General features: G+C 63.8%; 21 protein-coding genes. 14 read left to right on the top strand and 7 right to left on the bottom strand.

Annotation, left to right across the window (positions count from 1 at the left end; all coding sequences use genetic code 11):
• Positions 1 to 100: 100 nt before the first annotated feature.
• The 14 genes from LOY22_RS02895 to LOY22_RS02830 all read left to right on the top strand — a co-directional run bounded on the left by LOY22_RS02895 (position 101) and on the right by LOY22_RS02830 (position 18787).
• Positions 101 to 1717 carry a diguanylate cyclase gene (locus LOY22_RS02895; RefSeq protein ID WP_093376519.1) on the top strand — a complete coding sequence of 539 codons (1617 nt, stop codon included), beginning with the start codon at positions 101 to 103 and terminating at the stop codon, positions 1715 to 1717.
• A gap of 108 nt (positions 1718 to 1825) precedes the next feature.
• Entirely contained in the window at positions 1826 to 3787 is a 1962-nt protein-coding gene (locus LOY22_RS02890; protein ID WP_258596213.1) for a methyl-accepting chemotaxis protein, read from the top strand.
• 94 nt (positions 3788 to 3881) lie between these two features.
• Positions 3882 to 5672: a protein-disulfide reductase DsbD gene (locus LOY22_RS02885; protein WP_258597779.1), complete on the top strand. Its 1791-nt coding sequence runs from the start codon at positions 3882 to 3884 to the stop codon at positions 5670 to 5672.
• A gap of 171 nt (positions 5673 to 5843) precedes the next feature.
• The gene (gene aroQ, locus LOY22_RS02880) at positions 5844 to 6296 is read left to right on the top strand and encodes a type II 3-dehydroquinate dehydratase (protein ID WP_028945755.1); all 453 of its coding nucleotides are present in this window, start codon (positions 5844 to 5846) and stop codon (positions 6294 to 6296) included.
• A gap of 98 nt (positions 6297 to 6394) precedes the next feature.
• On the top strand, positions 6395 to 6853 hold the full coding sequence (gene accB, locus LOY22_RS02875; protein ID WP_093376528.1) for an acetyl-CoA carboxylase biotin carboxyl carrier protein: 459 nt from the start codon (positions 6395 to 6397) through the stop codon (positions 6851 to 6853).
• 17 nt (positions 6854 to 6870) lie between these two features.
• Positions 6871 to 8226, top strand: coding sequence for an acetyl-CoA carboxylase biotin carboxylase subunit (accC, locus tag LOY22_RS02870; protein ID WP_045197008.1), 1356 nt, complete (start codon positions 6871 to 6873; stop codon positions 8224 to 8226).
• A 153-nt stretch (positions 8227 to 8379) separates the two neighbouring features.
• Positions 8380 to 9258, top strand: coding sequence for a 50S ribosomal protein L11 methyltransferase (gene prmA / locus LOY22_RS02865; RefSeq protein ID WP_093376532.1), 879 nt, complete (start codon positions 8380 to 8382; stop codon positions 9256 to 9258).
• Between the two features lie 40 nt (positions 9259 to 9298).
• Complete coding sequence (locus LOY22_RS02860) at positions 9299 to 10564, top strand: DUF3426 domain-containing protein (protein ID WP_093376537.1); 1266 nt, start codon at positions 9299 to 9301, stop codon at positions 10562 to 10564.
• Positions 10565 to 10776: 212 nt separating this feature from the next.
• On the top strand, positions 10777 to 11790 hold the full coding sequence (dusB, locus tag LOY22_RS02855; protein ID WP_045197001.1) for a tRNA dihydrouridine synthase DusB: 1014 nt from the start codon (positions 10777 to 10779) through the stop codon (positions 11788 to 11790).
• A complete protein-coding gene (gene fis / locus LOY22_RS02850) occupies positions 11787 to 12107 on the top strand; it encodes a DNA-binding transcriptional regulator Fis (RefSeq protein ID WP_003186237.1) in 321 nt (106 codons plus the stop codon). Before dusB ends, fis begins: the two co-directional genes overlap by 4 nt.
• Positions 12108 to 12189: 82 nt before the next feature.
• Positions 12190 to 13797: a bifunctional phosphoribosylaminoimidazolecarboxamide formyltransferase/IMP cyclohydrolase gene (purH, locus tag LOY22_RS02845; RefSeq protein WP_045196998.1), complete on the top strand. Its 1608-nt coding sequence runs from the start codon at positions 12190 to 12192 to the stop codon at positions 13795 to 13797.
• A 145-nt stretch (positions 13798 to 13942) separates the two neighbouring features.
• Entirely contained in the window at positions 13943 to 15238 is a 1296-nt protein-coding gene (purD, locus tag LOY22_RS02840) for a phosphoribosylamine--glycine ligase (protein ID WP_213602567.1), read from the top strand.
• Positions 15239 to 15373: 135 nt separating this feature from the next.
• Positions 15374 to 18145, top strand: coding sequence for a hybrid sensor histidine kinase/response regulator (locus LOY22_RS02835; protein WP_045196995.1), 2772 nt, complete (start codon positions 15374 to 15376; stop codon positions 18143 to 18145).
• A gap of 45 nt (positions 18146 to 18190) precedes the next feature.
• Positions 18191 to 18787, top strand: coding sequence for a MarC family protein (locus LOY22_RS02830; protein WP_093376541.1), 597 nt, complete (start codon positions 18191 to 18193; stop codon positions 18785 to 18787).
• Here the strand turns inward: LOY22_RS02830 and LOY22_RS02825 are convergent.
• The 7 genes from LOY22_RS02825 to cobG form a co-directional block, all read right to left on the bottom strand.
• A complete protein-coding gene (locus LOY22_RS02825; protein ID WP_093376545.1) occupies positions 18784 to 19407 on the bottom strand; it encodes a hypothetical protein in 624 nt (207 codons plus the stop codon). The two genes, LOY22_RS02830 and LOY22_RS02825, sit on opposite strands and share 4 nt — an antisense overlap.
• Positions 19400 to 20083 carry a hypothetical protein gene (locus LOY22_RS02820; RefSeq protein WP_213602569.1) on the bottom strand — a complete coding sequence of 228 codons (684 nt, stop codon included), beginning with the start codon at positions 20081 to 20083 and terminating at the stop codon, positions 19400 to 19402. The genes LOY22_RS02825 and LOY22_RS02820 overlap by 8 nt, the downstream gene beginning before the upstream one ends.
• 54 nt (positions 20084 to 20137) lie before the next feature.
• Positions 20138 to 20827 carry a hypothetical protein gene (locus LOY22_RS02815; protein WP_213602571.1) on the bottom strand — a complete coding sequence of 230 codons (690 nt, stop codon included), beginning with the start codon at positions 20825 to 20827 and terminating at the stop codon, positions 20138 to 20140.
• Positions 20828 to 20930: 103 nt separating this feature from the next.
• Positions 20931 to 22631 (bottom strand): precorrin-3B C(17)-methyltransferase, encoded by a 1701-nt coding sequence (gene cobJ, locus LOY22_RS02810; RefSeq protein ID WP_258596207.1) that lies wholly within the window; start codon positions 22629 to 22631, stop codon positions 20931 to 20933.
• A complete protein-coding gene (locus tag LOY22_RS02805; protein ID WP_213604495.1) occupies positions 22631 to 23362 on the bottom strand; it encodes a precorrin-2 C(20)-methyltransferase in 732 nt (243 codons plus the stop codon). Before LOY22_RS02805 ends, cobJ begins: the two co-directional genes overlap by 1 nt.
• A complete protein-coding gene (locus LOY22_RS02800; RefSeq protein WP_093376563.1) occupies positions 23362 to 23988 on the bottom strand; it encodes a precorrin-8X methylmutase in 627 nt (208 codons plus the stop codon). The genes LOY22_RS02805 and LOY22_RS02800 overlap by 1 nt, the downstream gene beginning before the upstream one ends.
• The gene (gene cobG, locus LOY22_RS02795; protein WP_283817167.1) at positions 23981 to 25315 is read right to left on the bottom strand and encodes a precorrin-3B synthase; all 1335 of its coding nucleotides are present in this window, start codon (positions 25313 to 25315) and stop codon (positions 23981 to 23983) included. The genes LOY22_RS02800 and cobG overlap by 8 nt, the downstream gene beginning before the upstream one ends.
• Between the last annotated feature and the right edge of the window lie 75 nt (positions 25316 to 25390).

The following is a 25390-nucleotide window of genomic DNA, read 5'->3' as shown; positions in this document are numbered from 1 at the left end:
TGTACAGTTAATTGATACAAGGCACTCGATTGCCGGGAAAGTGGTGCTAGCATAGAGCCATCACTCGAACTCAGCCTCACCCCTTATAAGTAGTCAGGACATGACCGAGCCAGAAGACCCCAATCGTGAGCGCCTCAAGCAACACTTTGCCCAGCGGGTCATTCATCAGGCCCGGCAAATCCTCGAGATCTGGCAGCGCCTGCAGCGCAGCGAGTGGTCGACTGGCGACCTGGGTGAGCTGTGCGAAGCCAACCTGCGCCTGCAACGCTATGCCGAGCGCTTCGAGCAGCCCGAGCACAGCCAGCTGGCCGAGGCCATCGGCCATGCCCTGGAGGCGGTCGAAGCCAACAGCGCGCGCCTGAGCAGCCAGCTGATCAGCGACCTCAACCGGCTGATGCAACGTTTGTCGCGCACCGGCCTGCGCCAGGGCGACCAACTTGAGCAAGTGCCGCTGCCGCCGCTGCGCAAGCCGGTGTACATCATGCTCCAGGACCACGACCGCGCCGAGCGTCTGGCCCAGCAACTGGAATTCTTCGGCCTCGGTGTACAGGCCTTGTACAGCGCCGCCGCGTTCCAGGCGACCATGAGCGAACGGCTGCCCTCGGCAATCGTCATGGACGTCGACTTCACCGGCCCCGGTGTCGGCCTGCAACTGGCCGCCCAGGCCCAGCAGGGCCTGGAGCAGCGGGTGCCGTTGCTGTTCTTCAGCCTGCACGAAACCGACACGCCGACGCGCCTGGCCGCCGTGCGCGCCGGTGGCCAGGAGTTCCTTACCGGCACCCTGGAAGCCTCGAGCCTGCTGGAAAAGGTCGAGCTGCTGACCAGCGTCACCCAGTACGAACCATTCAAGGTGCTGATCATCGACGACTCGCGGGCCCAGGCCCTGCACACCGAGCGCCTGCTCAACAGCGCCGGGATCGTCACCCGCACCCTGATCGACCCGATCCAGACCATGGCCGAGCTTGCCGACTTCCAGCCCGACCTGATCATCCTCGACATGTACATGCCGGCCTGCACCGGCACCGAGCTTGCCAAGGTGATCCGCCACAACGACCGTTATGTCAGCGTGCCGATCATCTACCTGTCGGCCGAGGACGATCTGGACAAACAGCTCGACGCCATGAGCGAGGGCGGTGATGACTTTTTGACCAAGCCGATCCGCTCGCGGCACCTGATCACCACCGTGCGCAACCGCGCCGCCCGGGCGCGCAACCTCAAGGCGCGGATGGTGCGCGACAGCCTCACCGGGCTGTACAACCACACCCATATCCTGCAATTGCTCGAAGACTGCAGCTTCCGTGCGCGCCGCGAAGCGCAGCCACTGAGCTTCGCCATGCTCGACATCGACCACTTCAAGAAGGTCAACGACAGCCACGGCCACCCCATGGGCGACCGGGTGATCAAGAGCCTGGCGCTGTTCCTCAAGCAGCGCCTGCGCAAGACCGACTTCATTGGCCGCTACGGCGGTGAAGAATTTGCCATCGTCATGCCCAACACCGACCTGGGCTCGGCGCACAAGGTGCTCGACGAAATTCGCCGGCGCTTTGCCGAGATCCATTACCCGGCCCAGCCGCGCGACTTGTCCTGCACCTTCAGTGCCGGCGTGGTGCAACTGAGCGAAGGCCTGGACGCCCTGAGCATGGCCACCTCCGCCGACGAGGCGCTGTACCGCGCCAAGGGTGCCGGGCGCAACTGCGTGCAACGGGTCGAAGCATAAAGGCAAAGTGCCAGTTTTTTTCACCGAACCGCCCGCTCCGTCATAACCCGGTCATAAAAACGCAATAACTTCAGGCGCTTACCATTCGGCCGTTGGTAGACACCGGACATGCGCCTGAAGCTGCTCACCAATTTCAATACCCTGTTGCTGGTTACCGTGTGCATCGCCCTGGGCGCGACCCTGTGGTGGTCGCAGCGCGCCCTGGAGCGCCCCTATTTATTAATGGAGCGCTATCTGTCGCTGTCGCAGCAATTCCAGAACCAGGCGGCGCGCAATATCCAGGACTACCTGAGCAGCGGCGACGCCCTGCGCCATGCCACGGCGCTGCAGACCACCGCCGCCCTGCAGGGTGAACTGGAGCAACTGCCGGCAGAGCTTGCCGAGCGCCTGCGCCCGAGCCTGGACAACCTGCAGCGCTTCACCGCCAACGAGTTGCTGGGCGCCGGCAAGCTGGCCGGCGACCCGCAGGCCCTGTTGCTGCAGGCCGAACGCGAACTGGGTGCGAGCCTCGAGCAACTGGCCAACTATGCCCAGAGCAGCACCAGCAGCGATGCCGGGCGCTATTCGCCGCTGCTGTTCAACGCCTCCCTGCACCTGTCGCGGCTATCCCTGGCGCGGGACAAAATGGTCAGCAGCGGCCGCAGCGAACTGGCCGATGAAGTCGAGCGCGAACTTGCGCAGATCGCCGCCCAGGCGCAGTTACTCGAACAATTGCCGCTGCTGGGGGTGACCGCCAGCAGCGCTTCGAGCGCCGACGACTTTGCCGCGCTGATGGGCCTGGAGACCCAGGCCAGCACAGCGACCGAAGACACCGGGGTGGCGCTCAAACGCGAACTCAACAGCCTGATCAAGCGCTACCCCGGCGAGCTGCAGCGCACCCGCGAGCAGATCCAGCAACGCAGCGCCCTGGCCAGCAGCACCTTCGAGCGCATCGGCGCCGTGCAGCAGGCCATCGCCGAGCTCGAACCCAGTGTGCGTAGCCAGCATGCCGCCATCCAGGGCGAAGTGCGGGTGATCCAGGGCCTGATGATCGGTTTGATCCTGCTGATCGCACTGCTTATCGACACCCTGCAGCGGCGCCTGGCGCGGGTGCTGACCAACCTCGCGCCGGCACTCTCGCGCTGGGCCGAGGGCGACTTCAGCCAGGCCATTGCCCTGGGCCGCAGCAACCGTGAAATGCATGATATCCAGGACTCGCTCAACCGCCTGCGGGTCTACCTGGTCGAGCTGGTCGGCACCCTCCGCCACAACGCCGAGCAGGTCGCTGGCAGCAGCCACGCCCTGGCCGGCATGAGCAGCGCCCTGCACGACGGCGCCGAACGCCAGGCCGGCGACACCGCGCAAATCCGTGATGCCCTCGGCGAGCTGGAGGCGACCATCCTCCAGGTCGCCGGCGACGCCAGCCAGGCGGCCGACGCCAGCCACGACGCCGGGCGTGCGGTCGAGCAAGGCCAGGCAGTGATAGGCCAGAGCCTGACCGGGCTGCGGGCGCTGGTCGACGAAGTACAGGGCAACGCGCAGATGATCGAACAACTGGCCGAGGAATCGGCGACCATCGGCGGCGTGCTGACGGTGATCCGCTCGATTGCCGAGCAGACCAACCTGCTGGCCCTCAATGCCGCGATCGAAGCGGCGCGGGCCGGGGAAATGGGCCGTGGCTTTGCCGTGGTTGCCGAAGAAGTACGCTCCCTGGCCCTGCGCACTACCGGCGCTACCGGTGAGATCCAGACCTTGATCGGGCGCCTGCAGCAGGCGGCCCGCGAATCGGTTGAAGGCATGCGCGCGCAACTCGAACATGCCGAGGCCACCGCTGACCAGGCCCAGGCGGCGGATGGCGCGCTGGATGAAATTGTCGCGGCAATCCAGACCATCTCGGCCACAGCGGTACGGATTGCCGATGTCACCGCCCAGCAGAGCGGCGCGGTGAGCGAGATTCGTGACCACAGCGAGCGGATTCATGGCTTGGGTGAAGACAACCTGCAACGTATTGGTGAAGGGCGTGAGCAGGGTGAGCAGTTGCTTCGCCTGGGTGGCGAGTTGAATACGGCGGTGCGGGCCTTTCGCCTGTGAGGATGTGTCGCGGCGATCCGACTTGACCCGCGATGAAGGCAACAGGGCTGCAAAGTCCGTTATCATGCAGGCACTTTTGTACTGCGAGACCGCCATGCGCCGCCTGCTTTGCCTCCTGTTTCTGCTCCTGGCCTTGCCCGCCGTCGGCGCCGGCCTGCTCGACAATCGCCCCAGCGCCACCCTGGGCGCCGCGTCGCTGAACAACAGCAGCGACTTTCTGCCAGTGCACGAAGCCTTCAAGCTGAGCCTGGTCGAGGATCAAGGGCAAAGCCTGAAACTGCGCTTCGTCGCCGCCGACGGTTACTACCTGTACCGCCACCGCTTCCAGTTTCGCAGCGAGCCTGCCGACATAGCCCTGGGCACGGCGCAGATCCCCCCGGGTGAAGCCAAGCACGATGAGTTCTTCGGTGACGTCGAGGTCTATCACGGCATCCTCGACATCGAAATCCCCCGCCCGGCCAACGAACAACGCCCCTTCACCTTGCTGGTGGGCTACCAGGGCTGCGCCGACAAGGGCCTGTGCTACCCGCCGGAAACCGCACGCCTGAGCATCGATGGCATCACCAGCAGTGCGCCGCCAGCTACCACCACGGTCGCCAAGGCCGGCTGGGACTGGCAAGGCCTGCTGCTGTTCTTCCTCGCCGGCGTCGGCCTGACCTTCACCCCGTGTGTGCTGCCGATGCTGCCGATCCTCTCTGGCGTGGTGTTGCGCGGCCAGGTCGGTGGCGTACGCGGTTTTGCCCTGTCGCTGGCCTATGTACTGCCGATGGCTGCCTGCTTTGCCCTGCTCGGCGCGCTGATGGGCCTGTTCGGTGCCGGCCTCAACCTGCAGGCACGCTTGCAGTCGGCCTGGGTGCTGGTGCCGTTTGCGCTGTTCTTCGTACTGTTTGCCCTGGCCATGTTCGGCCTGTTCGAGCTCAAATTGCCGCATGCCATCAGTAGTCGCCTGGAACGTCTGGTCGGCCAGACCAAGGGCGGATCGCTGATGGGTGCGGCGATCCTCGGGGTGTTCTCCAGCCTGCTGGTATCGCCGTGCGTGTCGGCGCCACTGGCCGGCGCCCTGCTGTATATCAGCGCCAGCGGCGATGCCCTGGGGGGTGCATTGAAGCTGTTCGCCCTGGGCCTGGGCATGGGCGCGCCACTGCTGCTGATCGCTACCGGCGGTGCGGCCTGGCTGCCGAAAAGCGGGCCATGGCTGGTAACGGTGAAAAACGCCATCGGCGTGCTGTTGCTGGGCCTGGCCATTGGCCTGCTCAGCCGCGTGCTGCCGGGGCAGGTCACGCTGCTGCTGGTCGGCCTGCTGGCCGCCGGTACCGCGGTGTTCCTTGGCGCCCTGGAGTTCACGGTGAAAACCACCCGGCAGCGCCTGGCGCAGCTGCTCGGCCTGGCCCTGCTGTTCTATGGGTTGACCTGCTGGTACGGCGCCTTGAGCGGGCAGACCGACCCGCTGCGCCCGCTGCCTCAAGCCAGTAACGCCAGTACTGGTGCAAGCGCCCAGGCCAGCAGCGCCAGCGCCTGGCAGACCCTCACCACCCCGGCGGCGCTGGACAGCGCCCTGGCCGCCGCCAAGGCCGCCGGCCAGCCGGTGCTGCTGGACTGGTACGCCGACTGGTGCATCAGTTGCAAGGTGATCGAGCACGAGGTGCTCAATGCACCCGCAGTGCTAGCACAACTGAAGGACTATCAGTTGCTGCGCTTCGATATCACAGAAAGCAACGCTGAACAGCGCGCCCTGCTCGACCGCTACCAGCTGTTCGGCCCGCCAGCGCTGTTGTTCTTTGCCGCGAACGGCAGCGAAATCACCGCCGATCGTGTGGTTGGCGAGATAAACGCCGGCGAATTTGCCGAGCATCTGACGCGCATTCGCGCCGATCTGGGTCTATAACTTCTTCGGGCCGCTAAAAAGCCGCTTTCGATGACCGAAATTAATAAATTAGTCACATATTTAGCGTGAATATCGGTCATCGTGCTGGCTATTGCTGGTAACTGGACAGTGCCCGCCGGTTTACGGCATAGTCGCCGCGCAAAGTTTCCTAACGATAAAAAGGAACCACAGATGGCAACGCTACTGGTGCTGCACGGCCCCAACCTGAACTTGCTCGGCACCCGCGAACCGGGCGTCTATGGCGCCGTGACCCTGGCCCAGATCAACCAGGACCTGGAGCAGCGCGCCCGCGCCGCCGGCCATCATCTGCAATACCTGCAAAGCAACGCCGAGTACGAATTGATCGACCGCATTCATGCCGCGCGCAGCGAAGGTGTGGACTTCATCCTGATCAATCCGGCGGCTTTCACACATACAAGTGTCGCATTACGTGACGCGTTGCTGGCGGTGAGCATCCCATTCATCGAAGTGCATCTGTCCAACGTGCACAAACGCGAACCTTTTCGCCATCACTCCTACTTCTCTGATGTCGCCGTAGGAGTGATTTGCGGCCTGGGTGCCAGCGGTTATCGCCTGGCCCTGGAGTCTGCCCTGGAACACCTGGCTGCTAACGCAAAGCCCTGATGACGAGAACCTGGCCTATGGGCCGGGGCTCACAAGAAACGTTTGCTAACACGTTTTTATATTTACGCCCCTGACCGAACCTTGGGAGTTGATGATTAATGGATATCCGTAAAGTCAAGAAACTGATCGAACTGCTGGAAGAATCTGGCATCGACGAGCTGGAGATCAAGGAAGGCGAGGAATCCGTACGGATCAGCCGCCACAGCAAGACTCCAGCCCAGCAGTACTACGCTCCGGCTCCAGTCGCCGCTCCTGTTGCCGCACCAGCCGCCGCCCCGGCCGCTGCCGCCGCTCCAGCCGAAGCTGCCGCACCAAAACTGAACGGCACCGTTGCCCGTTCGCCAATGGTCGGTACCTTCTACCGCAAAGCCTCGCCTGCCTCGCCAGCCTTCGTTGAAGTCGGCCAGACCGTGAAGAAAGGCGACACCCTGTGCATCGTCGAAGCCATGAAGATGATGAACCACATCGAAGCTGAAACCAGCGGTGTGATCGAATCCATCCTGGTAGAAGACGGTCAGCCGGTTGAGTTCGACCAGCCGCTGTTCACCATCGTTTGAACCGCGGAGAGCCAACGATGTCTGCGAAGCTGGAAAAAGTCCTGATTGCCAACCGCGGGGAAATTGCCCTGCGGATCCTGCGTGCCTGCAAAGAGCTGGGCATCAAGACCGTCGCCGTACACTCCACGGCTGACCGCGAACTGATGCACCTGGGCCTGGCAGACGAGTCGGTCTGCATCGGTCCTGCTTCGGCCAGCCAGTCCTACCTGCACATTCCGGCCATCATCGCCGCGGCTGAAGTGACCGGCGCTACCGCCATTCACCCAGGCTACGGTTTCCTCGCGGAAAACGCCGATTTCGCCGAGCAGGTCGAGAACTCCGGTTTTGCCTTCATTGGCCCCAAAGCCGACACCATTCGCCTGATGGGCGACAAGGTTTCGGCCAAGGACGCGATGATCAAGACTGGCGTTCCGACCGTGCCAGGTTCCGACGGCCCGCTGCCGGAAGACGAAGAAGAAGCCCTGCGCATCGGCCGTGAAGTCGGCTACCCGGTGATCATCAAGGCCGCCGGTGGCGGTGGTGGTCGCGGCATGCGCGTGGTGCACAAGGAAGAGGACCTGATCGCCTCGGCCAAGCTGACCCGCACCGAAGCTGGCGCAGCCTTCGGCAACCCGATGGTCTACCTCGAGAAGTTCCTGACCAACCCACGTCACGTGGAAGTCCAGGTCCTGTCCGACGGCCAGGGTAACGCCGTGCACCTGGGTGACCGCGACTGCTCGCTGCAGCGCCGCCACCAGAAGGTACTGGAAGAAGCGCCGGCACCGGGCATCGATGAAAAAGCCCGCCAGGAAGTCTACAAGCGCTGTGTCGATGCCTGCATCGAGATCGGCTACCGTGGCGCCGGCACCTTCGAGTTCCTCTACGAGAACGGTCGTTTCTACTTCATCGAAATGAACACCCGTGTTCAGGTGGAGCACCCGGTTTCGGAGATGGTCACCGGTATCGACATCGTCAAGGAGATGCTCAGCATCGCCGCTGGCAACAAGCTGTCGTTCACCCAGGATGACGTGGTGATTCGCGGTCACTCGCTGGAGTGCCGGATCAACGCCGAAGACCCGAAGAAGTTCATCCCGAGCCCAGGCACGGTCAAGCATTTCCACGCCCCGGGTGGCAACGGCGTTCGCGTCGATTCGCACCTGTACAGCGGTTACGCAGTTCCACCGAACTACGACTCGCTGATCGGCAAGCTGATCACCTACGGCAAGGACCGCGACGAAGCCATGGCACGCATGCGCAATGCCCTGGACGAGATCGTCGTCGACGGCATCAAGACCAACATCCCGCTGCACCGCGACCTGGTGCGTGATGAAGGTTTCTGCAAAGGCGGCGTCAACATTCACTACCTGGAACACAAACTGGCTAGCCAGGAGTGATTCGCCAGTGATGTAAAAAAGACCCCGGTCCCGTGACCGGGGTCTTTTTTTGGGGCTCCCACAGGGTTCCCACAAACCCCTCGCACTCAAGTAAACTGGCGGGCTTCTCGCAGCCTCGGGCTGCCCCTGTAGATTTTTCCAAAGGTGCCCGCCATGCCTTGGCTGCAAGTACGTCTGGCCATCAGCCCGGAACAAGCCGAAACCTATGAAGATGCCCTGCTCGAAGTAGGCGCCGTTTCGGTCACCTTCATGGATGCCGAAGATCAGCCGATCTTCGAACCGGACCTCAACACCACCCCGCTGTGGTCGCATACCCACCTGCTGGCACTGTTCGAAGCCGATACCGACGCCAGCGCGGTGTTCGCCCACCTGCAGTTGCTGACCAGCGCCGAACTGCCGGAGCACCAGGCCGAAGTCATCGAAGACCAGGATTGGGAACGCAGCTGGATGGACAACTTCCAGCCGATGCGTTTCGGCCAGCGCCTGTGGATCGTGCCAAGCTGGCACGCGGCACCGGAGCCTGAGGCGGTCAACCTGCTGCTCGACCCGGGCCTGGCCTTCGGCACCGGCACCCACCCGACCACCGCACTGTGCCTGGAATGGCTCGACGGCCAGGACCTGAAAGACACCCAGGTGCTCGACTTCGGTTGCGGCTCGGGCATCCTCGCCATCGCCGCGCTGCTGCTCGGTGCCCGTGAAGCGGTCGGTACCGACATCGACGTGCAGGCCCTGGAAGCCTCGCGCGACAACGCCGGACGCAATGGCATCGCCGACGAGAAATTCGCCCTGTACCTGCCCGAGCACATGCCGGCCATGCAGGCCGACGTACTGGTCGCCAACATCCTCGCCGGCCCGCTGGTCTCGCTGGCCCCGCAACTGTCCGGGCTGGTACGTCCGGGTGGCCTGCTGGCGCTGTCGGGGATTCTCGCCGAGCAGGGTGATGAAGTTGCCGCGGCCTACGCCAAGGACTTCGACCTCGACCCGATCGCCGTACGCGATGGCTGGGTACGCATCAGTGGTCGCCGCCGCTAAGTGCGCCTAGAATAACCTTCTGCATAACCCGGACCGCCGCATGACCGACAGTTTCGTCACCCAGTGCCCGCATTGCCAGACCAGCTTTCGCGTCAGCCACAATCAGTTGAGCGTGGCCCGCGGCATGGTGCGTTGCGGCGCCTGCCTGCAAGTGTTCAACGCCGCCCGGCAACTGCTGGAGCAAAGCGCGGCGCAGAACCCGCCTGCAGCGCCGGTGCCGGTCGAGCCAGTGGCGGAGCCCGCAAAAGCACCGAACCAGCACGAGTGGAGCGCCGCCGAGCTGGACCTCGACCAGCTCGACCTCGATCAGGAGCTGGCGCGCCTGGAACAGCGCGAAATCCAGCCGACCACCGAGTTCAAGGCCGCTGCACCACGCGAAGAGAGCCTCAGCGCGCACCGCGACAGCCCCGAGCAAGACGACCAGCACTGGCCCGACAGCCTGTTCAGCAGCCCGGCCGCCGAGCGCGAGCAACTCAGTGCCGAGCTCGACGCGCCGCAACCGCCGCTGATCGAGCAGGAAGCCCTGGACCTCGCGCCGGCACCCGGCGAGCGTACCGAGCCGTCGCTGTCGCTGGATGCCATCGATGACGACCTCGACGCCCCGCTGGCACCTGCCGCTGCGCTACGCGCCGATGATGACGAACTGCCCGGCGAGCGTCTGTCGGCGCGCGAGCCTGAGGACCCTCTGGACAGCCCCGAACCCGAGTTCGACGAGCGCCGCGAACCGGGCCTGGGCCCGGTCAGCAACCGCCCGGCGCGCAAGGAGCCGCTGCTCGACCTGGTCGACGATCCGATCCAGCTCGACTGGCAGAAGCCCAAGGTCAACTGGGCCCGGCGCCTGCTGTGGATCCTGTTGATTTTGCTGGCCGCTGCGGCCCTGGCCGGCCAATACATCTGGTACCAGTTCGACGAACTGGCCCGCCAGGACCGCTACCGACCGTGGTTCCAGGCGGTCTGTCCGACCGTCGGTTGCCAGGTGCCGTCGCGGGTCGATATCGCCCGGATCAAGAGCAGTAACCTGGTGGTGCGCAGCCACCCGGACTTCAACGGTGCCTTGATCGTCGATGCGATCATCTACAACCGGGCGCCCTTCGCCCAGCCGTTCCCGCTGCTGGAGCTGCGCTTTGCCGATCTCAATGGCCAGTTGATCGCCAGCCGCCGCTTCAAGCCCACCGAGTACCTCAGCGGTGAACTGGCCGGCAAGGGCGAAATGCCCAGCCAGACGCCGATCCACATCGCCCTGGACATCCTCGATCCGGGCCCCAAGGCGGTCAACTACAGCCTGTCGTTTCGGTCGCCGGAATAGTCGGCGAGCTGCAAGCCGTAAGCTTCAAGCCGCAAGTGAAAACGGATCAGCGTACGGGTCTGCTTTTTCTTGTGGCTTGAAGCTTGCAGCTTGCAGCTCAAAGCCAACTGTTCAGATTTTATCCAAATCGATCTTTATCCGGTCACCGAGAGCGGGTATCATGCCAACCCTTTTTCGAACTCTAAGATCGGCCCCCACAACAGGGAACTCCTATGTCGGCGGTACGCATCGGCCCATACACACTGCAGAACGCCCTGATCCTCGCGCCCATGGCCGGGGTCACGGACCAGCCCTTTCGTCAGTTGTGCCGACGAATGGGTGCAGGCCTGGTGGTGTCGGAGATGGTCAGCAGCGACATGAGCCTGTGGAACAGCCGCAAGTCGCGCCTGCGCATGATTCACGAAGGTGATCCCGAGCCGCGCTCGGTACAGATCGCCGGCGGTGACGCGCAGATGCTCGCAGCGGCGGCCCGGGCCAACGTCGAGGCCGGCGCGCAGATTATCGACATCAACATGGGCTGCCCGGCAAAAAAAGTCTGCAACAAGGCCGCAGGCTCTGCTTTATTGAAAGATGAAGCCCTGGTCAGCGAAATCCTCCACGCGGTGGTTGCCGCCGTGGACGTGCCGGTCACGCTGAAGATCCGCACTGGCTGGGACAGGGCCAACAAGAACGGCCTGACTGTGGCGAGGATCGCCGAGCAGGCCGGGATCCAGGCACTGGCGGTACATGGACGCACACGCGCCGACCTCTACACCGGTGAAGCCGAATACGACACCATCGCGGCGATCAAGCAGGCGGTGTCGATCCCGGTTTTTGCCAATGGCGATATCACTTCGCCAGAAAAAGCCCGGGCGGTGCTGGATGCCACCGGTGCCGACGGTCTGCTGATTGGCCGGGCTGCCCAAGGGCGGCCATGGATCTTTCGCGAGATCGAGCATTACCTGCGTACCGGCGAAAAACTGCCGGCACCGCAGCTGGACGAAGTGGAACGAATTCTGCTGGAGCACCTGACCGCGTTGCACGCCTTCTATGGCGATGTGATGGGCGTACGTATCGCCCGCAAGCACGTTGGTTGGTACCTGGCAACGCTACCGGGCGCCAAGGAGTTTCGCGCCCAGTTCAACCGTTTGGAAGACACGCAAGCGCAGTGCGCCAACGTTCGCGGCTTCTTCAGCGAGCGTGAACAGAGCCTTGAGACAGAGGACGGACAAGGGGTGGCCGCATGACGATGATGACCGAGACTTTAGTGAGTGGAACAACGCCCGTGAGCGACAACGTCAACCTGAAACAGCACCTGAATACGCCGAGCGAAGAGGGTCAGACCCTTCGCGGCAGTGTGGAAAAGGCGCTGCACAACTATTTCGCCCATCTGGAGGGCGCGGCCGTCACGGACGTGTACAACCTGGTGCTCTCGGAAGTCGAAGCGCCGTTGCTCGAAAGCGTAATGAACTACGTCAAGGGCAACCAGACCAAGGCCAGCGAGCTGCTCGGGCTCAACCGCGGCACCTTGCGCAAGAAACTCAAGCAGTACGATTTGTTGTAAGCAAGCATCCAAACCAGAAAAGGCGGCTCCCATTCGATGAGGTCGCCTTTTTTGCTGACTCCACCGCGTTATGGAATCTGAAATGACCGACCAGACTACCCGCCTGCCGATCCGCCGCGCCTTGATCAGCGTCTCCGACAAGACCGGGATCCTTGAATTCGCCCGTGAGCTGCAACAGCTCGGCGTCGAGATCCTGTCCACCGGCGGCACCTTCAAGTTGCTCCAGGACAATGGCGTTGCCGCGGTGGAAGTTGCCGATTACACCGGCTTCGCCGAAATGATGGACGGCCGGGTCAAAACCCTGCACCCGAAAATCCACGGCGGCATCCTCGGCCGTCGCGGTACCGACGACGCCATCATGGCCGAGCACGGGATCAAGCCGATCGATCTGGTCGCGGTCAACCTCTACCCGTTCGAAGCCACTATCTCCAAGCCGGGCTGTGACCTGCCGACCGCCATCGAGAACATCGACATCGGCGGCCCGACCATGGTCCGCTCGGCGGCCAAGAACCACAAGGACGTCGCCATCGTGGTCAACGCCAGCGACTACGGCCAGGTCCTGGAAAGCCTCAAGGCCGGTGGCCTGACCTACGCCCAGCGCTTCGACCTGATGCTCAAGGCATTCGAGCACACTGCAGCCTACGACGGCATGATCGCCAACTACATGGGCACCGTGAACCAGGCCGCTGAAACCCTCAGCACCGAAGGTCGCAGCGAATTCCCGCGGACCTTCAACAGCCAGTTCACCAAGGCCCAGGAAATGCGCTACGGCGAGAACCCGCACCAGAGCGCGGCGTTCTATGTCGAGGCCAAGCCGGCCGAAGCCGGCATCGCCACCGCGGTGCAGTTGCAGGGCAAGGAGCTGTCGTACAACAACGTGGCCGATACCGACGCCGCGCTGGAATGCGTGAAGAGCTTCGTCAAGCCGGCCTGCGTCATCGTCAAGCACGCCAACCCGTGCGGCGTGGCGGTCAGCCCCGACGCTGAAGGCGGTATCCGCCAGGCTTACGAGCTGGCGTACGCCACCGATACCGAATCGGCGTTCGGCGGCATCATCGCCTTCAACCGCGAACTGGACGCCGAAACCGCCAAAGCCATCGTCGAGCGCCAGTTCGTCGAAGTGATCATCGCCCCGAGCGTCAGCGACGAAGCCCGCGCCGTGGTGGCGGCCAAGGCCAACGTGCGCCTGCTGGCCTGCGGCGAGTGGTCGGCAGAACGTGCCGCTGCCTGGGACTTCAAGCGCGTCACCGGCGGCCTGCTGGTACAAAGCCGCGACATCGGCATGATCACCGAGGGCGACCTGAAAGTGGTCACCAAGCGTGCGCCGAGCGAGCAAGAAATCCACGACCTGATCTTCGCCTGGAAAGTGGCCAAGTACGTCAAGTCCAACGCCATCGTCTACGCCAAGAACCGCCAGACCATCGGTGTCGGCGCCGGCCAGATGAGCCGCGTCAACTCCGCCCGTATCGCTGCGATCAAGGCCGAGCACGCCGGCCTGCAGGTTCAGGGCGCGGTCATGGCATCGGACGCGTTCTTCCCGTTCCGTGATGGCATCGACAACGCTGCCAAGGTCGGCATCACCGCGGTGATCCAGCCAGGTGGCTCGATGCGCGATGCCGAAGTCATCGCCGCCGCTGACGAAGCCGGCATTGCCATGGTCTTCACCGGTATGCGTCACTTCCGTCACTGATACCAGGACCTGGTGCCAGGCTCTGTGGGAGCGGGCTTGACCCGCGATTGCGATCTGTCAGTTACAGCGCATCGCGGGTCAAGCCCGCTCCCACAAGAGTCCCGCCAACCAGCATTATCCGAATTAGCTTCATAGAGGTTTTGACATGAACGTTTTGATTATCGGTAGCGGCGGTCGTGAACACGCCCTGGCCTGGAAAGTCGCTCAGGACCCACGGGTCGAAAAAGTCTTCGTTGCCCCGGGCAACGCTGGCACCGCCACTGAAGCCAAGTGCGAGAACGTCGACATCGACGTCAGCGCTTTGGAGCAACTGGCCGATTTCGCCGAAAAAAATGTCGCCCTGACCATCGTCGGCCCTGAGGGCCCGCTGGTTGCCGGTGTCGTCGACCTGTTCCGCAGCCGCGGCCTGGACTGCTTTGGTCCAACCAAGGGCGCGGCCCAGCTGGAAGGTTCCAAAGCCTTCACCAAGGACTTCCTGGCGCGCCACAAGATCCCGACTGCCGACTACCAGAACTTCACCGAGATCGAGCCGGCCCTGGCCTACCTGCGGGAAAAAGGCGCACCGATCGTGATCAAGGCCGACGGCCTGGCCGCCGGTAAAGGCGTGATCGTCGCCATGACCCTGGGCGAGGCCGAAGACGCCGTACGCGACATGCTCGCCGGCAACGCCTTTGGTGACGCAGGTTCGCGCGTGGTGATCGAAGAGTTCCTCGACGGCGAGGAAGCCAGCTTCATCGTCATGGTCGACGGCCACAACGTGCTGCCAATGGCTACCAGCCAGGACCACAAGCGCGTCGGCGACGGCGACACCGGCCCCAACACCGGCGGCATGGGCGCCTACTCGCCAGCGCCAGTGGTCACCGCCGACGTGCACCAGCGCGTCATGGACCAGGTGATCTGGCCGACCGTGCGCGGCATGGCCGAGGAAGGCAACGTCTACACCGGCTTCCTCTATGCCGGCCTGATGATCGATAAAGCCGGTAACCCGAAAGTCATCGAGTTCAACTGCCGCTTCGGCGACCCGGAAACCCAGCCGGTCATGCTGCGCCTGGAGTCGAGCCTGGTGCTGCTGATCGAAGCCGCTTTCGCCAAGGCCCTGGACAAGGTCGAAGCGCAGTGGGATCCGCGTCCGAGCCTGGGCGTGGTGCTGGCTGCTGGCGGCTACCCTGGCGACTACAGCAAAGGCGCGGTCATCCACGGCCTGGATGCTGCAGCGCAGATTGAAGGCAAGGTGTTCCACGCCGGTACCGCGCTCAAGGACGGCCAGGTAGTTGCCACTGGCGGCCGCGTACTGTGCGCCACCGCCATGGGCAGCAGCGTCGAGTCGGCCCAGCAACAAGCCTACCGCCTGGCAGCCGAGATCAACTGGGATGGCAGCTTCTACCGCAAGGACATCGGCTACCGTGCCATTGCCCGCGAACGCGGTGAACACCAGGAGTAAACCGGTGCCTGGTGGCAGCGGCGCGACGAGCGCCCTGCCCCCGGCTCGTCGACAGGGCCCGCCATGGGCCTTGCCTTCGGCTTGGCGCGCCGCGCATAGTTACCATCCGGCATTTGGCTAAGAAGGGATTTCGTCTTGCGTTGGCTCAGGATTGCCATTGGTCTCACCGTCAGCTTGCTGACCCTGCTCTGCCTGTTCCCGGCCGTGGCCGAACAGGGCAGTGGTTGGGCGGTATTGCTTGACGACCAGGCCAGCCTGCAATTGAGCGATGTACGTTCCGAACGCTACCGCAACCAGTTCAGTCCCCTCGAACTCAACGAACTCAACGCTGCCACGCCCGACCAGGCGTTGTGGCTGCACTATCGGCTGGAACCCGGACAGCAGGAAAAACTGCTGCGGGTGTTCGCCCCCGACCTGTCACGGCTGGACCTCTACGCCCTGCAAGGCGACCGGCTGATCAAGCAGATCCACAACGGTCGCCAGAGCGACAGCGGCGACCCTTACCTGCGCAGCAGCGACCATGTCCTGGCCCTGCCCAACAGCACGCAACCGCTGGATGTGTACCTGCGCCTGGTGTCGGAACACCAGCTGCGTCCGGCCATCAGCCTCGAGCCTGCCGCCCAGGCCGCCGCCGACCAGCGCCAGCCGCTGTTCTTCGGCCTGTTGTTCGGCTGCCTGCTGATGCTGATGCTGCACAACCTGATCCGCTTCGCTTACTCACGCTCCAGTACCAGCCTGGCCCTGGCGGTCTACCACGCGCTGATGCTGCTCAGCGCACTGATTCTGCTCAACCTCAGCGGCCCCTGGTGGAGCCTCTGGCATTCGGCACAAACACCGGCGGCCTACCTTACTGCCCTGCTGGCATCGCTGGCCGGCCTGACCTTTACCCTGCGCTTCTTCACGCCTTGCGAGCAACCGCGCCTGAGCCGCCTGCTGCAGGGCGAGATGCTGCTGATCGCGCTGTGCGGCCTGTTGCTGTTGTTCGTCGATACCTTGCCGCTGAACCTGATGACCTATGCGCTGATGGCCGTCGGTAGCCTGAGCATGCTGCTGGTGGCCAGCTACCACTGGTACAAGGGGTATGCCCCGGCGCGGCTGTTCGCCCTGGCCATGCTGGCGTTCAACATCGGTTGCCTGGTGGTGTTGCCGGCCCTGCTCGGCCTGACCCGCACGCCGACCCAATGGCTGCTGTTCATTCTCCTCGGGCTCACCAGTTTCAGCGGCCTGCTGCTCAACCTGGCCGTCAGCGAGCGCTTGCGGCGCATCAGCGAAGAGCGCTTCAGCGCCAGCCGCGAACTGGCCGCCAGCAACGCCGAGATCAACGCCAAGGCCGAGTTCCTGGCCAAGATCAGCCATGAGATCCGCACGCCCATGAACGGCGTGCTGGGCATGACCGAGCTGCTGCTCGGCACCCCGCTGTCGGTCAAGCAACGCGACTACGTGCAGACCATCCACAGCGCCGGCAACGAGCTGCTGACCCTGATCAACGAGATTCTCGACATCTCCAAGCTCGAATCCGGGCAGATCGAGCTGGATGACGTGCAGTTCGACCTCAATGCCCTGATCGAGGATTGCCTGAGTATCTTCCGGGCCAAGGCCGAGCAGCAGAACATCGAACTGATCAGCTTCACCCAGCCGCAGGTACCGCGGGTCATCAGTGGCGACCCGACGCGTCTGCGCCAGGCCTTGCTGAGCCTTTTGGAAAACGCCCTGAAGAAAACCGACCAGGGCGAGATCCTGCTGGTGGTCGCCCTCGACCAGCGCGGCGACAGCCCGCGCCTGCGCATTGCCGTGCAGGACAGCGGCGAACCGATCCCGCCGGGCGAGCGCGAAGCGCTGCTGCAGGCAGAGCTGCACAGCAAGCACTTCCTCTCCAGCAACAAGCTCGGCGGCCACCTGGGGCTGGTCATCGCCAAGCAACTGATCACCCTGATGCAGGGCGAGTTCGGCATCAAGACCAGCCACAACATGGGCAACACCCTGTGGATGACCCTGCCGCTCGACCCGCACCGCCTCGAACAGCCACCCACCGACCTCGACGGCCCGCTGCGCGGCGCCCGGGTGCTGGTGGTGGACGACAACGACACCTGCCGCAAGGTCCTGGTCCAGCAGTGCAGCGCCTGGGGCATGAACGTCAGCGCCGTGCCGTCGGGCAAGGAAGCCCTGGCCCTGTTGCGCACCAAGGCGCACCTGCGCGATTACTTCGATGCGGTGCTGCTCGATCAGAACATGCCGGGCATGACCGGCATGCAACTGGCGGCGAAGATCAAGGAAGACCCGAGCCTGAACCACGACATCCTGCTGGTGATGCTCACCGGTATCAGCAACGCGCCAAGCAAGGTCATCGCCCGCAATGCCGGGGTCAAGCGCATCCTTGCCAAGCCGGTGGCCGGCTACACTCTCAAGACCACCCTGGCCGAAGAGCTGTCCCAGCGCAGCAAGGGCCAGCCGAGCATCCCGGTGCAGACCGGGCTGTCGGCGCCACTGAACCTGCCCAGCGATTTCCGCATCCTGGTGGCCGAGGACAACAACATCTCGACCAAGGTGATCCGTGGCATGCTCGGCAAGCTGAGCCTGGAGCCGGACACCGCCAGCAATGGCGAGGAAGCCCTGCAGGCGATGAAGGCCAACCATTACGACCTGGTGTTGATGGACTGCGAAATGCCAGTGCTCGATGGCTTCTCGGCCACCCAGCAACTGCGCATCTGGGAAGTCAGCAACCAGCGCCGGCGCACACCGGTGGTGGCCCTGACCGCGCACATCCTCGCCGAGCACAAGGAACGCGCACGCCTGGCCGGCATGGACGGGCACATGTCCAAACCGGTGGAACTGTCGCAGTTGCGCGAGCTGATCGAGCATTGGGTGGCGCATCGCGAAGCCGAATCAAGTCAGATTCCAACCCCGTAATTCGCATACACTTGCTCCACATCACCCTTGCCGCGAGCCTCGACCATGCTCCATGAGTTGTTCAGCGTCTACCTGAAAATGCTCGTGCTCTACAGCCCGTTCTTCGTGCTCTCGTGCTTTATCAGCCTGACCCGCGGCTACTCCAGCAAGGAGCGCAAGCAACTGGCCTGGCGCGTGGCAATCGCCGTGCTGATCGCCAGCGTATTGCTATACCTGTTCGGCAGGGTGATCTTCGGCATATTCGGCATCACCGTGGATGCATTTCGCATCGGTGCCGGCAGCGTGCTGTTCATTTCCGCGCTGGGCATGGCCCAGGGCAAGTCGGCGGTGCAGACCGACAACGTGCAGCAGGATGTAACCATCGTGCCGCTGACCATCCCCCTGACCGTCGGCCCCGGTACCATCGGTGCACTGCTGGTAATGGGGATTGGCCAGCCGCACTGGGACGACAAGCTGCTGGCCATCGTCAGTATTGCCATGGCCAGCTTTACCGTCGGCCTGGTGTTGTACCTGTCGAACCGTATCGAGCGGATTCTCGGCGACCAGGGCCTGCAGATTGTCAGCCGTTTGATGGGGTTGTTTGTCTGCGCCCTGGCGGCGCAGATCATCTTTACCGGAATCAAGGGTTACCTGGTGCCCTAAAGCTCCAGTTCAAGGATTTCCCGCAGGGCGATAGTCGCCAGGCTCCGCTCCACCTTGCTTCTGAACTGTTGATCGAACAGACGGGTGTTAAAGCGCACCAGCTCGGCCCTGACCTGCTGGTGCCGGCGTTTACGAAACAGAAAGCCGGCGGTGATTTGCGATTGCTCAAGCTCTTCGTAATACAGCACCATATCCACCGAGCCATTTCGGCCCGGCGCACACGGCAACAACTGAAACACGCCCTGCTCACGCGTACGCCGCTCAAACTGTACCAAGGCCCTGGCGTCCTGCTTGAGCCCCCGCATGGCCAATTCCGTCGAACTTGCATACTGGCTGCCGGCGACGGCCGAGATGGCCTTTAGCGCGCTATCGACAACATCCGAGCGCTCGTTGCCCGGCCAATGGACCTCGCTAGGCGGCACCGCGTCCCAGCCGTAGAACTTCAGCTTGTTCTTGTAATAGCTGAACCAGTCCTGAACCTGGCCCTGCTCGTGGACAAAGCGCGTTTCCTGCTCGGCCTGCAGTATTGCCAGCTGTACCGAGCTGCGCTGCCCCGGCGACAAGCCGGGCATGAACGACATCAGGCTTGCGCCCACTACGGCTACCTGTTGTTCACTCATGGATGCCTCCTGGCAGATTCCTGGTCAACGAAGGATGCTCTTGTTGCTTACGCTCGATCAAAGCTCGCAACTGAACACGCTGCGGCTCGTACTGCTGACCATCCAGATGCGCCACCAGCCCTTTGACCAACACCTCCCCCTGAAACCCCTTGGCAAGCAACGGCCCCTCGATACTGACCTGCTCTACCGGCTCCGACGCATGCAAGGCGATGCTGCACAGGCTGATGACAGGCCCTGGATGAACCAGGCCAATCTCAAGGGCAATACGCGTGCCACACTCGCGCCCCTCGAAAGTGAAGTCGCGAAATTCATCCAGGCTGCTCTGCGTGCCGTTGAGCCTGCCCAAGGCCGCTTCAATGATGCCGTCCGCCGTCTCGTACTGGCTGTCCAGCCACAGGCGCAACGGCTGAATGGGCGCCAGCAACGAGCCGGCGCTTGCAGACTGCGTATCGTGGTAGAACTGGGTGATGATCCACCCCCGCGCCGAGAGTTCCTTTCGGTAACTTCCAAACCAGGCTTGATAGTGCTCGAAGCGCGACCCGGCCAGCTTGTTGGCCCGTAACTGCGAATACAGCAGCGAGTCGAACACCGCCTGGCGCTGGGCAGGCGCCACTTGCGGGGCAATCAACAGCAAGGTGCCGCCCGCCGTGCATACCGAATAGTCATCCGTTTCCATGGTCTTTGCTCCTGCAAAGGCAGGATGGCCCGCCTGACGAGCCATCCCGAACAATCAGATCTCGTAGTCCAGTACGTTATTGATGCTGCGCTCGCCGAGTCTCCCTTCAATGGTGGCGCGTACGCCCTCATACACTGACTTGTTGAACGACAGTGCTGCAGAGCCGGTGTAGAACTCGGCAGAGCTGCTGTTCCATTCCAGAACGAAGACATCCAGGTCCTTGGCAGAGGTGTCCGAATGTAGGCAGCTCATGGCCAGGACCACTTCACCCTCAGAGGTTTCGATACAGGAGGCCAGACCGATGGTGGCGGTTTTTTTGTTTTTGACGTTGCGATCAAACAGCTTCTGCGCCTGCTCGACCTGCCCCAGCTTTGCCAGCGCATCGCCAGTCAGCTTGTTCAGCGCCACACCGACGGGGCCGCCCATCACCGCAGTGCCTATCGCGCCCAGCGCCTTGGAGGCGACGGCACCGACAGTCAACGTCTTGGAGGAAGTAAATTCGCGCTCATAGCTACGACGTGCGGTGACCCAGCCGCAGTCCTGCAGAACTTTAAGAAACTGCTTGAACCAGGCTTCACCCTGGCCTTCCTGGTCATACAGCTTGCTGGCCACCAGCGATGCGAACTGGTAAGAGTTTTTCACGTCGGTGCGGCTTTGCACGGACATGCCAGCACCAAACGCCATCAGCGATTGTTCCAGAACTGCAGCGGTATTGGTGCTCAGAATTTCGGCGGTGTCGTTCATTTCGAATAGCCCTTTTCATGAAGCCCCGGTCGCCATCGACGGGGGGCTTCACGCTATTCGAGACGGCCGCTTCAATCAGGATCGAAAGCCTTCCACGGCAGCATCAATGCTGCGGTGGATACCAACGCGGGGTATAGACCCACTGACCACCGTCTGCGCGGGCAAACTCGCAGGTCGTCGAGGATCCGACCAGCACCATGGTGCGCATATCGACCATGTCCGTTTGCAGCTCACCGAGACTGACCACCCTCAGTGTCTGACCCGGCCTACCGATGTCGCGGCCAAGGACTACAGGAGTCAGCTCGGCTCGATGCTGGCGGACAATTTCCAGGGCCCGCCCGAGCTGCCACGGCCGCGAGCGCGAGATCGGGTTGTAGAAGGCCAGCGCCAGGTCGGCCTGGCAGGCCAGGTCCAGGCGCTTCTCGATGATCGACCAGGGCTTGAGGTTGTCCGACAGCGACAGCACGCAGAAGTCGTGGCCCAAGGGAGCGCCGGCCTGCGCTGCAGTTGCCAGGGAAGCGGAAACGCCGGGCAGCATTTCCAGCTCCACTGCGTGCCAATCCGGATCGTTCGACTCGTGCAGCGCTTCGAGCACCGCCGCGGCCATGGCGAACACACCAGGGTCGCCCGAAGACACCACCACTACCGAACGCCCTTGCGCCGCCAGCTCGAAGGCATGCCGGGCACGCTGCATCTCTTCGCGGTTGTCGGTGCAATGCAGCACCTGATCGGCACGGAACGGCCCGGCCATGCGCACATAAGTTTCATAGCCGAGTATGTCGTTGGCCCGCGCCAGCTCCGCCTTGACCGCCGGCACCATCAGGTCGGCAGCGCCAGGCCCGAGGCCGATCACCGCCAGGCGCCCGCGGGCGCGGCCGATCTGCTGCGGATCGATCGGCTGGTTCGAGACCACGATGGCCAGGCCATCGCTCACCGACTGTGGTGGCAGCAATTGCGGCAGTGCCTGAGCGGCCAGGGCGCTGGCATCACCAGCACCCGGGGCAAAGCGCAAGTCCACGCCCAGCTCGGCAGCAGCCGCGTGCAGGGCCGGGTTGGCCATGTGCTGCTCTGCGGCCAGCAGGCAAGCCAGCGCCGGCTCGGCAATCCGCGCCGCCTGCAGGGCAGCGCGAATGGCCTGGGCCAGTTCCGGCAGCACTTCGCTGACCGCGACCATGACACAACGCGGGTAGATCACCAGCTCATTGGCCGAGGCTGCACGGGCATCACAACCAACATGAATCGCCAGGTGCGCCTGCTCGCTTTGCGGCAGCTGCGCCTGTTCAAGCCAGGGCGCAGCGCCGTCGATACGCACGCTTTCGCCGGCCAGCAGGTCGGAGACGAAACGCTTGCCCAGCTCAAGGTCGGCCAGGGCATAACCGCTGGGCGGGTTGAGCAGGCAGGTACCGAAACGTAGCTCGCCACTGGTGGTGATCGCCGCCGCCACGCCCAGGCCGGCGCCGATTTCCCGGGCCATGCGATTGACCCCGCCGAGCCCGCCGAGCAGCGGCACCACAGCGCTGCCATCCTCGGCCACCGCCAGCACCGGCGGCTCGGCGCCCTTCTCCAGCAACAGGCCGGCCAGGGTGCGGATGACGATACCGGCAGCGCACAGGGCGATGATCGGCGTGTCTTGCTGATAGAGCTGGCGCACGGTGGCGCCGAATTCCTGGTAACTGCGGTCGGCGCCTTCGACCCGGCCCTCAAGGCCATGGATCAATGCGTCCGGGTACAACTGCTGGATCTTGCGGGCAGTGGCCAGGCTGCCGTTGCCAAGGATGACAATGGCCGGGGCTTTACGGGTCATCAACCTTGCCACCTTTCACCGGGCACGATGATCAGCGAGAAGTACGGCGAGGACTGCGGATCGACCTGGTCCAGGGCGACGATCTTCTGGTTGGCCATGGTTGCCCGCTCCACATACAGGGCACGCTCGGCCAGGCCGAGCTCGGCCAGCACATCGCGAACCTTGGGGAAGTTACGCCCAAGTTTCATGATCACCGCGGCATCGGCATCGGCCAGGCGGCGCTTGAGTTCGTCATACGCCAGCACGCCGGAGAGTACCGACAGGCTCTGGTTGCGATACACCAGCGGCGCACCGAGCACAGAGGCGCCGCCGAGCATCGAGCAGACCCCCGGGATCACTTGCGCATCGTAGCGCTCGGCGAGGCGGTCGTGCAGGTACATGTAGGAGCCGTAGAAGAACGGATCGCCTTCGCAGATCACCGCCACATCGCGGCCGGCATCCAGGTGCGCGGCAACCTCAAGGCTGGCGGCATCGTAAAAGTCGCTGATGACCTGTTCATAAGACAACGGCGCCGGCAGCACCTCGGTGGTCACCGGGTACACCAGCGGCAGCAAGGTCTGGGCTTCCTGCAGATGGCTTTCGATGATGCCGAAGGCGTTGCCGCGCTTGCCCTTGGCGACAAAGTAGGCCACCACCGGCGACTCGCGCAGCAAACGCAGCGCCTTGACGGTAATCAGTTCTGGATCGCCGGGGCCAACGCCCAGGCCCAGCAAACGTCCACGAGCCTGCATCATTCGACCTCCGTGGCCAGGGCATTGACCGCGGCGGCGGCCATGGCGCTGCCGCCCAGGCGCCCTTGCATGATCACGAACGGCACGCCACGGCTGTCGGCAGCGAGCATCGCCTTGGACTCGGCGGCGCCAACAAAGCCCACCGGGAAGCCGAGAATCAACGCCGGTTTAGGCGCGCCAGCGTCGAGCATTTCCAGCAGGTAGAACAGCGCAGTCGGCGCGTTGCCGATAACTACCACGCTGCCTTCCAGGTGCGGCCGCCACAGCTCCAGGGCCACCGCCGAGCGGGTGTTGCCCAGCTCGCGGGCAAGTTCCGGCACCTGCTCGTCGCGCAGGGTGCAGATCACCGAGTTGTTGGCTGGCAGGCGTGCACGGGTAATACCCTCGGACACCATCCGCGCATCGCAGAGGATCGGCGCGCCGGCGGCCAGGGCATCACGCCCGGCCTTGCCGGCACCCGGGGAGAACTGCAGGCCATCGATTGCATCGACCATGCCGCAGGCGTGTATCACGCGGACCGCAAGCTTTTCCAGATCGGCCGGGATGCGATCGAGCCGGGCTTCCTCTCGAATGATCGCGAAGGAATTGCGATAGATCTCCTGACCATCGCGGATGTAATCAATCATCAAGGGTGCTCCGTGAGCAGGCGTCTAGCAGTGCGCCGGCTTCTTTTAGTGTGAGGTTGCGTGCGCGCAGGCGGCCGAAGCCAGGCTCGGTTGCGTCACGCAGGTACAAGTCGTAGTGGCCGGGGCTTTGCGCCAGCAAGGTGGCGGGCGCCACGTGGGCCATGGCGCACGAGCGCAGGCAGCCGCTCAAGTGCACGCTGGCCGGTGCTCCGGGTGCCAGCATGGTGGCCAGCAGGCGCGCATCGCCCTTGGTTTCGGCCTGGCCTTTGGCGCAGCCGGCGCAACCGGTGCAGGCGACCAGGCGCGCCAGTCGATCATGGGTCGAGACCAACAGCCCCAATCGGGCCAGGCCGTCGACCACTTGCCCGGCATGATGGTGGCCAATGTTGGGCAGCAGCACGCCCTGCCAAGGGGTCATGCGCAAGGTGCCGTCGCCCTGCTCCCGTGCCAGCCGGGCCGCAGCGCGCAGCATCGAAGGGTTCAGACGCCCCAGGGGCGCTGCCGAACCGACGGCGCTCAGGCCGTGTTGCAGCTGTGGATAAATCCCCAGATAGCCCGCCGTTACCGGCGAGCGACGCCACTGGCAAACCGCCGCATCCGCCCGCACCGGCAAAACCAGCCCGGCGATAAACGCCTCGGGCGTATGTTCGCTGAGCAACTGGCGCATCCGCGTCTGCTCTGGCCGGGCCAGATCGAGAAAGCGCTTGAGTACCGCCAGTACCAGTTCGTGCCCGCGTGTCAGGGGTACAGCACCCAACGGCGCATCCGCGGCCGGGCAACCGGCAAGGCCGAATGCCAGCCACAGTTCGTCGTCAAGCTTCAGCGGGCTGAGCCACAGGTCATGGGGGTGTTCAAGCATCGCCAGGGCCTCGCCGCCATCCAGCTGCACGGCGAACTTGGCCGAGAGCTGATGAAAACGCGGGGTGGTTTCCAGCGACTGCAGCACCTGCTGCGCCAAAGGCCGGGTATCGAACAGCATCTGCCGATCAAGGCCGGCGACGGGGCTGAGCATCAGGTTGCGCACATCGTCGCCGGCGGCCTCGCGCGGGCCCAGGCCTGCGGCCAGCAGCCCTTCGATCAGCCCGGCGTGGTCGCCGCCGATGCCGCGAATCTGCAGGTTGCCACGGTTGGTGACTTCGATTTCACCACCGGCATAACGCTCGGCCGCAGCGGCCACGGCCTCGGCCTGAGCCGCCGTCAGCGCCCCGCCGGCCAGCTTGATCCGGCAGATGCCGCCGTCCAGCGCCTGGACGATGCGCCACAACCCCGGACAGGCCGAGGGACGCAGCGAAGCTTGGGGCTGGTGGGCCGATACAGGCTGGTTCAAAAGGTCACCCGGCAATCGTGAAAAGGCACTTCAGTGTAGAAGGCGCGGTATTATGCCTGCTTTGTCCGAAGGCAT

This window comes from Pseudomonas sp. B21-035, assembly GCF_024748945.1.
In the GTDB taxonomy this organism is placed as follows: Bacteria; Pseudomonadota; Gammaproteobacteria; order Pseudomonadales; family Pseudomonadaceae; genus Aquipseudomonas.
The sequence above is the reverse complement of the archived record's forward strand: the minus strand, read 5'-3'. Positions and strand labels throughout refer to the sequence as shown.